This is a genomic window from Sulfurospirillum diekertiae (genome assembly GCF_002162315.1).
GTDB lineage: Bacteria > Campylobacterota > Campylobacteria > Campylobacterales > Sulfurospirillaceae > Sulfurospirillum.
In genome coordinates, this window is sequence record NZ_CP021416.1 from 457,751 (window position 1) to 470,719 (window position 12,969).

General features: G+C 38.6%; 15 protein-coding genes and 1 pseudogene. 11 read left to right on the plus strand and 5 right to left on the minus strand.

Going from position 1 to position 12,969, the window contains the following annotated elements; all coding sequences use genetic code 11:
• The first annotated feature begins 60 nt into the window (after positions 1–60).
• On the plus strand, positions 61–2,040 hold the full coding sequence (locus tag Sdiek1_RS15385; protein WP_087437726.1) for a methyl-accepting chemotaxis protein: 1,980 nt from the start codon (positions 61–63) through the stop codon (positions 2,038–2,040).
• A gap of 31 nt (positions 2,041–2,071) precedes the next feature.
• Here Sdiek1_RS15385 and Sdiek1_RS02385 read toward each other — a convergent pair whose 3' ends face one another.
• The 5 genes from Sdiek1_RS02385 to ribA all read right to left on the minus strand — a co-directional run bounded on the left by Sdiek1_RS02385 (position 2,072) and on the right by ribA (position 4,703).
• Entirely contained in the window at positions 2,072–2,497 is a 426-nt protein-coding gene (locus Sdiek1_RS02385; protein ID WP_087437727.1) for a desulfoferrodoxin family protein, read from the minus strand.
• A gap of 36 nt (positions 2,498–2,533) precedes the next feature.
• Complete coding sequence (locus tag Sdiek1_RS02390; protein ID WP_087437728.1) at positions 2,534–3,127, minus strand: superoxide dismutase; 594 nt, start codon at positions 3,125–3,127, stop codon at positions 2,534–2,536.
• A gap of 139 nt (positions 3,128–3,266) precedes the next feature.
• Complete coding sequence (mscL, locus tag Sdiek1_RS02395) at positions 3,267–3,695, minus strand: large conductance mechanosensitive channel protein MscL (RefSeq protein ID WP_087437729.1); 429 nt, start codon at positions 3,693–3,695, stop codon at positions 3,267–3,269.
• 10 nt (positions 3,696–3,705) lie between these two features.
• Positions 3,706–4,131, minus strand: a complete 426-nt coding sequence (locus Sdiek1_RS02400; RefSeq protein WP_087437730.1) for a GNAT family N-acetyltransferase — start codon at positions 4,129–4,131, stop codon at positions 3,706–3,708.
• Between the two features lie 8 nt (positions 4,132–4,139).
• Positions 4,140–4,703, minus strand: coding sequence for a GTP cyclohydrolase II (gene ribA, locus Sdiek1_RS02405; RefSeq protein WP_087437731.1), 564 nt, complete (start codon positions 4,701–4,703; stop codon positions 4,140–4,142).
• Positions 4,704–4,783: 80 nt separating this feature from the next.
• On the opposite strand from ribA, the gene hemB reads away from it, so the two are divergent.
• The 10 genes and pseudogenes from hemB to Sdiek1_RS02455 all read left to right on the plus strand — a co-directional run bounded on the left by hemB (position 4,784) and on the right by Sdiek1_RS02455 (position 12,960).
• Positions 4,784–5,758 (plus strand): porphobilinogen synthase, encoded by a 975-nt coding sequence (gene hemB / locus Sdiek1_RS02410; RefSeq protein WP_087437732.1) that lies wholly within the window; start codon positions 4,784–4,786, stop codon positions 5,756–5,758.
• A gap of 81 nt (positions 5,759–5,839) precedes the next feature.
• Positions 5,840–6,761: pseudogene (argF, locus tag Sdiek1_RS02415) on the plus strand (ornithine carbamoyltransferase).
• 29 nt (positions 6,762–6,790) lie between these two features.
• The gene (locus Sdiek1_RS02420) at positions 6,791–7,249 is read left to right on the plus strand and encodes a DUF2603 domain-containing protein (protein ID WP_228448084.1); all 459 of its coding nucleotides are present in this window, start codon (positions 6,791–6,793) and stop codon (positions 7,247–7,249) included.
• 8 nt (positions 7,250–7,257) lie between these two features.
• Positions 7,258–8,631, plus strand: a complete 1,374-nt coding sequence (hemN, locus tag Sdiek1_RS02425; RefSeq protein WP_087437734.1) for an oxygen-independent coproporphyrinogen III oxidase — start codon at positions 7,258–7,260, stop codon at positions 8,629–8,631.
• Between the two features lie 3 nt (positions 8,632–8,634).
• Positions 8,635–9,897, plus strand: coding sequence for a (Fe-S)-binding protein (locus Sdiek1_RS02430; RefSeq protein WP_087437735.1), 1,263 nt, complete (start codon positions 8,635–8,637; stop codon positions 9,895–9,897).
• Positions 9,898–9,979: 82 nt separating this feature from the next.
• On the plus strand, positions 9,980–11,230 hold the full coding sequence (locus Sdiek1_RS02435) for a P-loop NTPase fold protein (RefSeq protein WP_087437736.1): 1,251 nt from the start codon (positions 9,980–9,982) through the stop codon (positions 11,228–11,230).
• A 7-nt stretch (positions 11,231–11,237) separates the two neighbouring features.
• The gene (locus Sdiek1_RS02440; protein WP_087437737.1) at positions 11,238–11,750 is read left to right on the plus strand and encodes a hypothetical protein; all 513 of its coding nucleotides are present in this window, start codon (positions 11,238–11,240) and stop codon (positions 11,748–11,750) included.
• Between the two features lie 251 nt (positions 11,751–12,001).
• Positions 12,002–12,277 carry a DUF2798 domain-containing protein gene (locus tag Sdiek1_RS02445; RefSeq protein ID WP_087437738.1) on the plus strand — a complete coding sequence of 92 codons (276 nt, stop codon included), beginning with the start codon at positions 12,002–12,004 and terminating at the stop codon, positions 12,275–12,277.
• A 106-nt stretch (positions 12,278–12,383) separates the two neighbouring features.
• Entirely contained in the window at positions 12,384–12,686 is a 303-nt protein-coding gene (locus Sdiek1_RS02450) for a hypothetical protein (RefSeq protein WP_087437739.1), read from the plus strand.
• Positions 12,676–12,960, plus strand: coding sequence for a type II toxin-antitoxin system RelE/ParE family toxin (locus Sdiek1_RS02455; RefSeq protein WP_087437740.1), 285 nt, complete (start codon positions 12,676–12,678; stop codon positions 12,958–12,960). The genes Sdiek1_RS02450 and Sdiek1_RS02455 overlap by 11 nt, the downstream gene beginning before the upstream one ends.
• The last annotated feature ends 9 nt before the right edge of the window (positions 12,961–12,969 follow it).

A 12,969-nucleotide genomic window follows, 5' to 3' on the forward strand; every position in this document is an offset into this window, starting at 1 on the left:
ATTAATAAAGAAATATAGATACACTTTTGTAGAGTAAATACAATCAAAAGAGGGGGAATTATGAGTATTAAGAAAAAACTTCTTTTTGTTTTAGCGATAGTGATGGCTTATCTTTTCTTGAATGTTTTTCAAGTTATGAATGAATCATTTCATCAAAAAAAGAAATTGTCTGAGGCGGCGACGCTCAATACGCTTTCCACAAAACTGAGTCTTTTTATTCATGAAACCCAGAAAGAAAGGGGCATGAGTGCAGGTTTTCTAGGATCTGGGGGTAAAAAATTTGGTGATGTTTTACCAAAACAGAGAGTCCTAACAGATGAGAGTCTGGTAAAACTCAAAGAATACGTAGTGCAAATAGATCTTTCGAAATTTCCAGAAGAGTTGCAAAAAGAGCTCTCCTCGCTTCAAGAAGATGCTAGTAAAATCTCTTCCATACGAGCGCAAGTGGATGGTCTTAAAATCAGTATGCAAGATAGCGTTGCCTTTTATACCAAGATGAACACAAAAATTTTACATGTAACCGACAGTGTGGCAAAAGTTTCTGAGGTGGCAGAGCTTGTAAAAGTGCTTTCTTCGTATTCTCATTTTTTGAAACTCAAAGAGCTTGTGGGTATTGAGCGTGCGGTTATGAGTGGAACGTTTGCGAGCAATGCGTTTGCGCCTGGCACTTTTGCTAAATGGAATGGGCTGATGTCATCACAAATAGCCTACACAGAAGCTTTTTTAGCCTTTGCTACGGATGATATTAAACAACTTTTTGCCCAAAAAATGAACGATAATTCCATCCATGAAGTCGAAAAATTTCGCTCTATTGCCTTAGCAAAAGTGAATGAAGGCAACTTTGGTGTAGATCCACAAGTGTGGTTTAATACCATAACACAGAAGATAGAAATCTTGAAAACAATTGATGATGGTATTTCTAAAAGTAGTAGTGAATTGATTCAAAAACTTGATCATGACGCTACGAATGAGATGATCATATCGGTTCTTATTAGTGGAGTATTTGGAATCGTATTGCTTGCTATTCTTTTCTTTACACAAAAGGGTATTATTGAAAGTGTGTATAGTAGCCATGTTCAAATAAGCACTATGGCGAAAGAGAAAGATTTGACAAAGCATATCGTTCTTAAAAACACAACGGATGAGCTGGCTCAAATATCGGATGATATTAATAACATGGTGACGTCTTTTGCTACAACTTTAACCCATACGCTTCAAACGTTAGATGTAACCAATACACAAAGTCAAAAGCTTGACCATGTCATTGTCTCTTTAGGTGAAAGCATTGAACAGCAGGAAAAAAATATTGTCGATATGAATCTTTTGGTCTCAGATGTTGGGATAGAATTAGATGGAATTGAAAAAGCTTCTATTGCAACGACGGATGATTTGCACATTACGGCCAATACATTGGACGAGTTTATTCAAAGTTTGAATCAGTCTGTGCAAAGTATCGAAAATGGTTCAGAACGCCAAAATGACTTAGCACAAAAAGTCCATACACTAAGCGAGCAGGCACGCAGTATTCGCGAAATTTTGAGCATTATTGGTGATATTGCAGATCAAACCAATCTTCTTGCCCTCAACGCTGCCATAGAAGCAGCACGTGCGGGTGAACATGGACGTGGTTTTGCCGTCGTCGCCGATGAAGTGAGAAAACTAGCCGAACGTACACAAAAGAGTCTTTTGGAAATCAGTGCGAATGTGAATGTCATTACTCAAAGTGTGAACGATATAGCAGAAGACACAAAACAAACGACCGAAGAGATGCTTGGGTCATCACAATTAGCCAAAGAGCTTATTTTACATGTAGAAGGAACGAAAGAAAAACTTTCCAGTACGTATATCAAGTCAACAGATGTTCGCAATAAAACAACATACGTTGCCACTCGTACTAAAAATCTGGTCGGTTTGATGGCCAGTATTGTAAACGGTACAACACTCAATAAAACATTAAGTCATGAGGTAGGAGAAGTTTCTGTATCTCTCTCTAATGGAGCGAATGAATTAGAAAAGACACTCAAGCAGTTTAAAGTATAGAAAAGGAGTGAGCCTTTGGGGCTCGCTCTTCTTAAAGTTTGATTGAAGCGCTATATTCGCCATGAAGATTACAGCGAGATATGGCAGAGAGTATTTTGACATCTTTGGTATTGACACGTGCTGCAAGAAAACCTCTTGATGTTGTTGGCTCAAGTGAGACATCTGCCACTTTTTTACCATCGGCTAAAAGTTCGATTTCATAAATCCAATGGTTATCAACGCTTGGGTGAATGACCCCTTTTTGTCCGATGTTGACTTCAACCAACGAAAATCCTTGTGCGTCTGCCGCACCTACTTTAATTTCAGGAGAATGTTTGAGTTCAAGCTCTGTCATGTTCGCAGGGTCTTTGATTTCCATTTTCTTTTTGTTGACAATCAATTTTTCATCATAAGCCGAAGCATACGTGGTTGCAAGTGCTGCTATGGCGGCTAGTTTAAGGGCATCTCTTCGTAACATATAGAACTCCTTTTAAATTAAGTTTGGTGTTGGAAATTACTTCAAATTTGCGTTTGCAAAATCCCAATTAATCAGATGATTAAAGAAAATATCTAAATAATCGGCACGTTTGTTTTGATAATCCAGATAGTAGGCATGTTCCCACACATCAACGGTCAGAATTGGCTTAATGCCATGCGCAATGGGCGTATCTGCATTGGCAGTTTTCATGATCTCTAAAGTACCATTTTTAACCACGAGCCATGCCCAGCCACTACCAAATTGTGTAAGTCCTGCATTTTTAAACGCCTGAATAAAAGCGTCGTAACTTCCAAAGGCAGCATTAATTTTAGCAGCAATTTCACCACTGGGTACTCCGCCTCCTTTGGGTTTCATAGAGTTCCAGTAAAAGGTATGATTCCACACTTGCGCGGCATTGTTAAAGATACCGACACGATCAGGATTGTTAACTGATTTTAAAATGAGACCCTCAAGAGGTTCATTGGCTAAGTCGGTTCCTTCAATCAATTTCAGGAGGTTGGTTACATAGGTTTGATGATGTTTGCCATGATGGATTTCTAATGTTTTTGCACCAATATAAGGTTCAAGTGCCTCATTAGCATAAGGAAGATTGGGTAATACAATTGCCATACTAAATCCTTTCAAATAAGCTTTAGCCTTAAGAGATATCTAAGCTATTCTTAAGGCTTGTACTCATTCTATATTAAATCTACTTTAGAGTCAAGAGTATTTTTTTTTAAGTTAAAAATCTTTACATGTAAACATATTTTTACGCTTGTATCGTTCCGCAATAAGGACATTTTTTAGCCGCAACAGGAATAGCCATCGCGCACTCTGGGCACGCTTTTGTGATTGCATCAGGTACTTTTTTAGGCGCGATTTTTCCATACCCCTTGATCATCATAAACATGACAAATCCTAAAATAACAAAGGAGGTTAAGTCATTGAAAAAGACACCTAGTTTCATGGCAGGTGCCCCTGCTTTTTCCAAATCTGCTAATGAGGCATAGGTTTTACCATCCAGCGCAATGAAAAGGGAAGAGAAATCAACATTGCCTAAGAGTAGACCAATGGGAGGCATAATCACATTGGCAACCAGTGATTTGACAATGGTCGCAAAAGCGGCACCAAAGATAAAACCAACCGCCATATCGACGACATTGCCTTTGAGCAAAAAATCACGAAACTCTTTTAACATGAAAGCTCCTTTAAAGGGTGATCTGTTTGATAAAATATTTGGGGGATTCAACGTAGCCTTGACGTGTGTAAAAACGGTGCGCCTCTGTGCGTCTTTCATTGCAATGCACTTCGATACGATCGCATCCTCTCTCTTTGGCAATGTGTGAGGCATAGGCTTCAAGTTCAGCTCCAATGTGATGAGAGCGCATGGTTTCATCCACGATAAAATAACTGATACGTAAAAAAGAGCCTAAAAGGGCGATTTGAGGAATGACATGTAAAGACAGAAGGGCACTGACTTTGCCTTCAACTTCGTAGCAAAGTAACATGGCATCAGGGTTTTCTAAGAGCTCCTCGATGCGCACTTTAATAAAAGGGTGGGTATTGGCATAGCCAAGTTGGGTAAGCAGTTCGACAATACTGTCACTATCTTTAACCGTAGCATTACGTATCATAGTCTCTCCTAAAGAAGATGCCCCATCTGCTCTTTTTTGGTTTTTAAATAACCTGCATTAAATTTATTGGAAGGAATAATCACAGGAATGCGCTCAACAATGTCGATATGTTTTAAGCTCTCTATCTTTTTAGGATTGTTGGTTAAAAGCTTAATTTTTGTGATCTTAAAATAGTCCAAAATAAATTCCACCATCTCATAAGTGCGCTCATCATCTAAAAAACCAAGTTGATGATTGGCTTCGATGGTATTAAAGCCTTTATCTTGAAGCGCATAGGCATTGACTTTGTTGAGTAGCCCAATGTTTCTGCCTTCTTGACGTAAATAAATGACCATTCCACCGTTTTGTTCGACGGTTTTAAGGGCGAATTCAAGCTGATCACGACAGTCGCATTTAAGACTTCCTATGCTGTCCCCGGTTAAACATTCACTGTGAACGCGCACCAACGGAATCTCACCCAAAGGCTCTTTAAAAATGACTAAATGCTCTTTAATGCCCTCTTTAAATGATTGGATTTTGAATGTCCCAAAACGTGAAGGAAGGTTCGCAATCTCGGAAATTTCTATTTTCATTTTCTTTTTATATCCAGTTATGCTAAAATCACTACTTTTTTATAACGAGGTCTAATTTTAACCAAGATAAGGCAAAAAAAATGTTTAAAAGATTTAGAAGACTTAGAATGAATGCAACACTTCGCTCACTCGTGCGCGAAACAACACTTAGTATGGACGATTTTATTTATCCATTGTTCGCCAAAAATGGCGAAGGGTTTAAAAAAGAGATTAGCTCAATGCCCGGCGTGTATCAGATGAGCATTGATGAGATTGTCAAAGAGTGTGGTGTTTTGCAAGAGCTTGGCATTAACTCGATTATTTTATTTGGTATTCCTGAGGTAAAAGACAGCGTAGGAAGTGATGCGTTGTGTGAACATGGCATTATTGCCAGTGCAATTAAAGCGGTTAAAAAAGCGTATCCGAAGATGTTTGTCGTAACCGATCTCTGTTTTTGCGAATTTACCGATCACGGACATTGTGGTATATTAGATATGGAACACGAGAGTGTTGACAACGATGCAACTTTAGAGATTTTAGCCAAACAAGCCCTTGTACATGCGCACGCTGGTGCGGATATGATAGCACCTAGTGGTATGATGGATGGTATGATCGAAGCGTTACGTGAGGCTCTTGATAGTGAAGGGTTTATTAATCTTCCCATTATGAGCTATTCAACCAAATTTGCGAGTGCCTATTATGGACCATTCCGTGATGTGGCTGAGTCTGCTCCCTCTTTTGGCGATCGTAAAACCTACCAAATGGACCCCGCCAACAGAAGAGAAGCGATCGCCGAATCGGTTGAAGATGAGATGCAAGGTGCGGACATCTTGATGGTCAAACCAGCCCTTGCTTACCTTGACATTGTTCGTGATGTACGTAATGCAACCTCTTTGCCATTATGTGTTTATAATGTCAGTGGTGAGTATGCGCTTCTAAAAGCAGCAGGACGTGCAGGTGTGATTGATTATGATCGTGTGATGATGGAGACGATGATTGCATTTAAACGTGCTGGAGCTGATATTATCATCAGTTACCACGCGAAAGAAGTAGCTGAGATTTTAAGAAGAAAGTAAATTCTACGCAAGGCGTAAGCTTTAGTGCGGGGAATTTTATGTGGGCTTTGCCCAAATAAAAGGAGGTATCAAATATGAGACATTTTTTTAACACTAAAAGATTATAGCAAGGCAGAGATTTTAGAGATCATTGACTTGGCGATTAAAATTAAAAAACAAGCGAAAAAAGGGCAAATATAAGCCTTACCTTGAAAATCAAACCTTAGGGATGATTTTTGAAAAAAGCAGTACCAGAACGCGTGTCAGTTTTGAAGTGGGTATTCATCAATTGGGTGGTGTGGGTCTGTTCCTCTCTTCCAATGACTTGCAACTAGGACGTGGTGAGCCGATGAAAGACACAGCGCGTGTTATTAGCCGTATGGTCGATATGGTGATGATAAGAACCTTTGCGCAAAGTACCTTAGAAGAGTTTGCGGCGTATTCACGTGTGCCTGTCATTAGTGGGTTGAGTGATTCGTACCATCCGGTTCAACTGATGGCAGATTACCTCACGATGGTAGAGTATAAAAAAGATCAAAACCCTATCGTCGCGTACGTTGGCGATGGCAACAATATGACCCATTCATGGTTGATGCTTGCTTCCAAACTGGGCTTTGAGCTTCGCATCGCTACCCCTAAGGGATATGAAGTCGATGCTAAAATTTTAGAAGATGCGCTTGCTTTTGCTAAAGAGAGTGGGGCCGTGATTACTATAAGCAATGATCCTAAAGAGGCGATCAAAGGTGCTACCGTTGTGACAACGGACACATGGGTTTCGATGGGCCAAGAGAGCGAAAAAGCAGCACGTGTCGCGGCATTTCAAGGCTACATGGTGGACGATGCGATGATGAGCTTGGCAGAAGAAGATGCGATGTTTTTACACTGCTTGCCAGCGTACCGTGATTATGAAGTGAGTGAGAGTGTCTTTGAAGCGCATGCTGATGAGATTTTTGATGAGGCGGAAAACAGACTTCATGCCCAAAAAGCCGTTATGGTATGGCTTGATAGGCACAGAAACAGCTAATGGAATTTAAACGAAAAAAAGAGTTCAAGATGATAGAAAAAATTTCTAAAGGTTTGAGCGTCAGCAAACAAAAAGAACAGACAGTTTTAGAGATAGTGCCAAGTGAGGCAGAAGAGACAAAGCTTTTACGCCTTAAAAATGGTTCGTGGGACAATGCGAAAGAACCATGGTTGGTGTATGATGAAAATCAAAAACTTCATGCACTGCTTTCGATTGATACACTCAGTAAAATGATAGAGCATTTTAAAAAAGCGGAGCAAGAAGCTCTTTTTCTCAAATTGGAAAAAAGTATTTTGCAACAATTGCCACTGGATTTTCAAGACGTTTGGGCGGTAGCAACCGAAGAGATCAAAAAGAGTAAAAAAAGTGAAATTGATTTTGATAAATTGGTCAAAAAGATCAAGAAAGATCACCCCAATCTCTTTTTAGACCTAAAAGATCTCTATTTGCCTGAAGGGGCGAGTATTATCAACGCGACAACGCGTTAGGATGAAGTATGATTGATTTTGATAAATTTGCCAAATATTCCAAACCAGGGCCAAGGTATACTAGTTACCCAACAGCACCTGAGTTTCATGAAGGATTTACGCACCAAAGTTATGAGAGCATTTTAGCTACGCAAGATAAAAGTCGTAAACTCTCGCTCTATTTTCATCTTCCATTTTGCCGAAGTGCGTGTTACTTCTGTGGATGTAACGTTGTCTACACGAGCAAGGAAGATAAGAAAGAGCGTTATATCAGTTACCTTGAGCGAGAGCTTGAACTGCTCTCTCAACACCTTGATACCTCGCGTGAAGTGATTCAGATGCACTTTGGCGGGGGGACACCAACGTTTTTCAGCGCACATCAATTGAAGCGCATTATTGGTGCTATCAGAAGCCACTTCAAAAACTTTGCCAAAGATGCTGAGATCAGCTGTGAAATTGATCCACGTTACTTAACCAAAGAGCAGTTAGATGTGCTTATCTGCAATGGATTTAACCGTGTGAGTTACGGTGTACAAGACTTTAACGATGAGGTTCAAAAAGCAATCCACCGCATTCAGCCTTACGAGGTGACAAACAATGTTGTGAAAATGGCAAAAAGTTCAGGCATTAAGTCGATCAACATGGACTTAATTTATGGGCTTCCGTATCAAACCTTTGAGACATTTCAAGAGACCTTGCGTTTGGCGGTTTCACTTGATCCGAGCCGTTTGGCGGTGTTTAACTACGCGCACGTGCCGTGGATGAAAAAATCGATGCGTAAAATTGATGAGACCACACTGCCTCATCCAAGCGTCAAGCTTGCTATTATGCGCTATACGATTGATTATTTAGAGTCCAATGGTTATAAAATGATCGGGATGGATCACTTTGCTAAGCCTGATGACGAGCTTTTCTTGGCGATTGAAAAAGGCGAATTGCATCGCAATTTTCAAGGATACACGACCAAAGGTGGCGCGGACTTAATCGGTATTGGTTTGACGAGCATCGGCGAAGGCTTGAAGCACTATGTGCAAAACTTTAAAGAGATGGATGCGTACGAAAAGGCGATTGATGCGGGTGTTCTGCCTGTGCATCGCGGTCTGACACTCAATGAGGATGATGTGCTTAGAAAAGCAGTCATTATGGAGATGATGAGCAACTTCAAACTTAATATCGCTGGCATTGAAGCCCAGTTTGGCATCGACTTTTTTGATTATTTTGCCGATGCTGTAGCTGCCCTTGCACCGTTTGAGCAAGAAGAGTTAGTGATCGTTGATAGAGTTGCTAAAAAGATTTTAGTCAACACGACAGGCACATTGCTTATTCGCAATATTGTGATGCCTTTTGATGCGTACCTCCAAAAAATCCCTGAAGATAAACGACGCTTCAGTAAAACGGTGTAACAGATGTTTAAATTTGATGTAACAAGCGATGCCTGTGTCAAGTGTGGTAAGTGTATACCTGTTTGTACAATTCACGAAGTCAATCGTGATGAAGTTACCAGTCCAAGAGGCTTTCTTGACCTTCTTGGGGCATACCAACGAGGTGAACTCGAACTGGACAAAAACGCTAAAAGTATTTTTGAGAGCTGTTTCTTATGTACCAATTGTGTCGATGTCTGTCCCAATGATTTGCCAGTCGATATGCTCATAGAGCAAGCACGTAATGACATTCGCAAAAAATTTGGTCTCGCTTGGTACAAAAAACTTGCGTTTTTCTTACTTCGTAATCGTAACATTATGGATGTTCTTGCGCGCTTTGGTTTTATGTTTCAAACCTGTGGTTTCAAAATAGTGGAGAAAAAAAGCTCGATGTACTTGCGAAACTTTCCCATTATCAAGATGGACAGACTTTTCCCAAGTCTCGCCAAAAAGACTTTCTTGAACTCCCATCCCGATGTCATTCATAACGGTGGCAAAGGCAAAGTGGGCATTTTTATCGGCTGTTTAGCCAATTACATGTACACCGACATTGGCAAATCACTTTTAGAAATTTTAAAAGAGTTGCAGATCGATGCGTACCTCATTAAACAACAAAAATGTTGTGGCGCACCGCAATACTTTACAGGTGATTTTGATAGCGTGGATTATCTCGCAAAATTTAATGTCGAGTATATCGAAGGTTTTGTAAACGAACTTGATGCCATCATCATTCCTGAAGCGACGTGCAGTGCGATGATTAAAGCAGACTACGTACATTTTTTCCATGACCAACCTGAGTGGCAAGTAAGGGCTAAAGCTATTGCTCCACACATCTTCATGGCAACGGAATACTTAGAGAAAAAGACGAACTTGGCTGAAATTTTGGCCAGCAAATCTCGAAGATCTGAAACGATCACCTACCACGACCCCTGCCATGCACGCAAAATGCAAGGCGTTTGGAAAGAGCCACGAAACTTGCTTTCTCAAAATTATGTGATGAAAGAGATGAGCGATCCGAACCGTTGTTGTGGTTTTGGCGGGGTGACCATGCAAACAGGAAACTACCGCTTTGCCAAAGCTGCAGGACTTCCAAAAGCCGCGATGATCAAGGAGACGGGCGCTGATTATGTGAGTGCTGAGTGTAGTGCCTGTCGTATGCAATTAGGCGATGCCATGCATGGACAAAAAGTAGATGTTGTGTTTAAAAACCCGATAGAATTGATTGCTAAGGCGCTCCGAGAAGAATAAATTAAACGTTTACATGTAAGGCTGAGAAGCTTTACATGTAAAAATACTAGCTGCTTTCAAAATACTCTTTGAAGGAGTCCTCATGAATGAACATATAGAAAGTTTTTTAAATCATTACATCGATTTAGCTATTGCTCCAGAATATGCCGTTTTACTGACAGGGGAATGGGGAAGTGGTAAGACTTTTTTCATTAAAAATTTTTTAGAATCAAAAAAAGATGATAAAAAAATTATCAATATTAGTCTTTTTGGATTGACGAAACTAGAAGAAATTAATGAGCAAATTTTTCAACAACTTCATCCCGTTTTATCTCATAAATATATGAGTATAGCAGGTAAATTACTCAAAGGTGCCGTTAAATTAGGTACTTCGATTGATTTGAACGGTGACAAAAAAGACGATGTTTCAATTAATATAAATCAATTTGATTTATATTCTCCCGATGATAACGCAAGAAAACATGAATATATCTTTGTTTTTGATGATTTAGAGCGTACAAAAATTCATATTTCAGAGGTTTTAGGCTCTATCAATACATTGGTAGAAAAAGATGGTATCAAAGTAATTATCTTAGCAGATGAAACAAGAATTAATGAGAAAGAATACAAAAATTTCAAAGAAAAAGTTATCGGTAAAACATTTCAAATAACGCAGGATTTTGATAGTGCATTTTACTCTTTTGTTAATTTAGTTTCTGATACAAAAGAAGTTTTAGAAACCAACAAAGAAACAATTAAAGATGTTTATATTGCAGGGAATTATTATAATTTACGTCATATCAGGCAATCAATTTTGGATTTTGATTGGTTTTATAAAAATATTGATACAAAATTTCGAGAGCATCTCGAATTAATGCAAAATCTTATAAAAGTATTTTTTGCATTTTCGATTGAGATAAAACAAGGGAATATGGATGCAAACAGATTAGAAAAAAAAGGCTATTATCACTATAAAGACGATATCCAAGAAAAAACACCTATTATGAAATATTATTTGAATTCGTCCAATATTCTATTAGAGTATGAGCAATGGGGTAAGCTTTTTTCTTATGGAACATTGCCTCAAGATGAAACAGACAATGCACTCCAAAACAGTCGATACTTTATGAAAGAAATTCAAGCAGAATGGATTCGATTGTGGCATTATCGAGAACTTGAAAACACTGAATTCAAACAACTTTTAGAGACAATGGTAGGAAAATTCAATCGTTTTGAATATCAAGAACATGAAGTTTTACAGCATGTTACTGGATTACTCTTGCGCTTTAGCGAAGCAGGTTTGTATACTTACTCAAAAGATAAAGTAGTAGAACAAGCTAAAAAAAGCGATTGATGCGTGCATGGATATATGGGAAGTAAAACAACAATATGATATTGATGCAGAACACTATGGATTAGGTTATTGTGAAGAAGATAGTGAAGAATTCCAACAGATTAAAACCTACATGGAAGAAGTCAATCAAAAAGCATGTTTAGAAGGGCTTATTCATGTTGCAGATGAATTATTAAAGAGGGTCAAAGAAAAAAACATAAATGGCATTATCGGTATCTTTGAAGAAATGGCATCTCAACCTCTTTTCTCCAAAATGGATGTAAATCAATTCTTTGATGCGTTTATCGAATTAAAATTTGATGCAATGTCTCATTTGCTTTCTCGCATAGAAAATCGCTATAAATTTGCTGGCAATAGGAGAGGCTTACAAGAAGAGTTGTCTTTTTGGCAAAGATTTAATGTCCTTTTATCTGAAGAAATTGAGAAGCAAAAAGGTCAGTTAAGTGGCTTTTTATTAGGAGGTTTACAAAAATATATTGTTCAAGAAAAAATTATTAAAGGTTTAGAACAAAAAGATTAAAAGTAAAGTTTGATTTTTTACGTGTAACGCTATTATTTGCAAAACTCCTTTGCAAACATTCATCGCTTGCTCTATCCTCACCTACAGATTTTTTGTTATAATACCCGTGCAAATTTTATATAAAGTATGCCGTAAGCATTTAACGTTAACCAATGCGCTAACTTCTACCGGTTCGTCCGGGGATGAACTTTATGTTATGTGTCATAACATGAAGAGCGCCTTGATAGCCGGTTATTTGAAAAGGATGCTTTATGAGTCAATCTTCTCATACACCTCCCACCATCGTTTTCGGTATACCAAAGCTTCCCGCTAAATACAGCGGAATCGTTATGCCGTTTTTCCTCTCTGTCTTAATGTCGATGCTCGTTTCGTTCATTAGCACGATAAGAGTTTCGGGTTTGACATACCAGTTTATCAATCTTTGGATGAGCTCTTGGGCGATTTCATGGTTGATTGCTTTTCCAACGCTGTTACTTATTTTACCTATTGTTAAAAAAATAACGACTGTTTTCGTTAGACACACATAAAATGTTATCTAGCCATTTTGGCTAGATAACTTCCTTCTACTTGACACCAATTCTTCATTAAACTATAATTATCCACAAGATTATCCGTATAATAGCGAGGAATAAAATGCTAACCTATAAACCTAATGAGCTGATGAGCAGTACCGATGTTGCGAAGAATTTTGGTAGTGTGCTTGCGAAATTGGCGAGTCATGAAGTGGCGAAAATTGGTGTGTTAAAAAACAACAAGCTTGATTTTGTAATTATGCGTAATGACGAGATAGATGAGCTTGTGCAACAAGAAATCGCACGACTGAAATTTGAAGAAGATAAAAAGTTTGTAGCCTCTCAGGTTCAAAAACTCAAAAATAACGAAGCGATCTTTTATTCACGTGAAGAAGTAGAGAAGCTTTTAAGCAATGAAGCTTAGGTTTGAAAAAGAGTTTGTTCTTTCTCTTCAAAGAAAGATCCAGTTTATAGCGTTAGATAGCCTAGCATCGGCAAAAGCCTTTCAAAAAGGCATTCTTGAAAGTTGTGAAGCATTGCTTGAAATGCCCTATAAATATAGACAATCCCTCTATCATGATGATAAAAATATACGTGATCTTATTTACAAAGGGTATACAATCATTTATGCCATTGAAGAGGAGTTTATCTCTGTGTTGGCCCTTATCAATCAAGAATCATATACCTTCAAAGCGTGAATCATCTTT

Excerpts from the sequence above, each read along its gene's own strand:
- Sdiek1_RS15385 (WP_087437726.1), top strand. The coding sequence starts at position 61 with ATGAGTATTAAGAAAAAACTTCTTTTTGTTTTAGCGATAGTGATGGCT.
- Sdiek1_RS02385 (WP_087437727.1), bottom strand. The coding sequence starts at position 2,497 with ATGTTACGAAGAGATGCCCTTAAACTAGCCGCCATAGCAGCACTTGCA.
- Sdiek1_RS02390 (WP_087437728.1), bottom strand. The coding sequence starts at position 3,127 with ATGGCAATTGTATTACCCAATCTTCCTTATGCTAATGAGGCACTTGAA.
- mscL (WP_087437729.1), bottom strand. The coding sequence starts at position 3,695 with ATGTTAAAAGAGTTTCGTGATTTTTTGCTCAAAGGCAATGTCGTCGAT.
- Sdiek1_RS02400 (WP_087437730.1), bottom strand. The coding sequence starts at position 4,131 with ATGATACGTAATGCTACGGTTAAAGATAGTGACAGTATTGTCGAACTG.
- ribA (WP_087437731.1), bottom strand. The coding sequence starts at position 4,703 with ATGAAAATAGAAATTTCCGAGATTGCGAACCTTCCTTCACGTTTTGGG.
- hemB (WP_087437732.1), top strand. The coding sequence starts at position 4,784 with ATGTTTAAAAGATTTAGAAGACTTAGAATGAATGCAACACTTCGCTCA.
- Sdiek1_RS02420 (WP_228448084.1), top strand. The coding sequence starts at position 6,791 with ATGATAGAAAAAATTTCTAAAGGTTTGAGCGTCAGCAAACAAAAAGAA.
- hemN (WP_087437734.1), top strand. The coding sequence starts at position 7,258 with ATGATTGATTTTGATAAATTTGCCAAATATTCCAAACCAGGGCCAAGG.
- Sdiek1_RS02430 (WP_087437735.1), top strand. The coding sequence starts at position 8,635 with ATGTTTAAATTTGATGTAACAAGCGATGCCTGTGTCAAGTGTGGTAAG.
- Sdiek1_RS02435 (WP_087437736.1), top strand. The coding sequence starts at position 9,980 with ATGAATGAACATATAGAAAGTTTTTTAAATCATTACATCGATTTAGCT.
- Sdiek1_RS02440 (WP_087437737.1), top strand. The coding sequence starts at position 11,238 with ATGGATATATGGGAAGTAAAACAACAATATGATATTGATGCAGAACAC.
- Sdiek1_RS02445 (WP_087437738.1), top strand. The coding sequence starts at position 12,002 with ATGAGTCAATCTTCTCATACACCTCCCACCATCGTTTTCGGTATACCA.
- Sdiek1_RS02450 (WP_087437739.1), top strand. The coding sequence starts at position 12,384 with ATGCTAACCTATAAACCTAATGAGCTGATGAGCAGTACCGATGTTGCG.
- Sdiek1_RS02455 (WP_087437740.1), top strand. The coding sequence starts at position 12,676 with ATGAAGCTTAGGTTTGAAAAAGAGTTTGTTCTTTCTCTTCAAAGAAAG.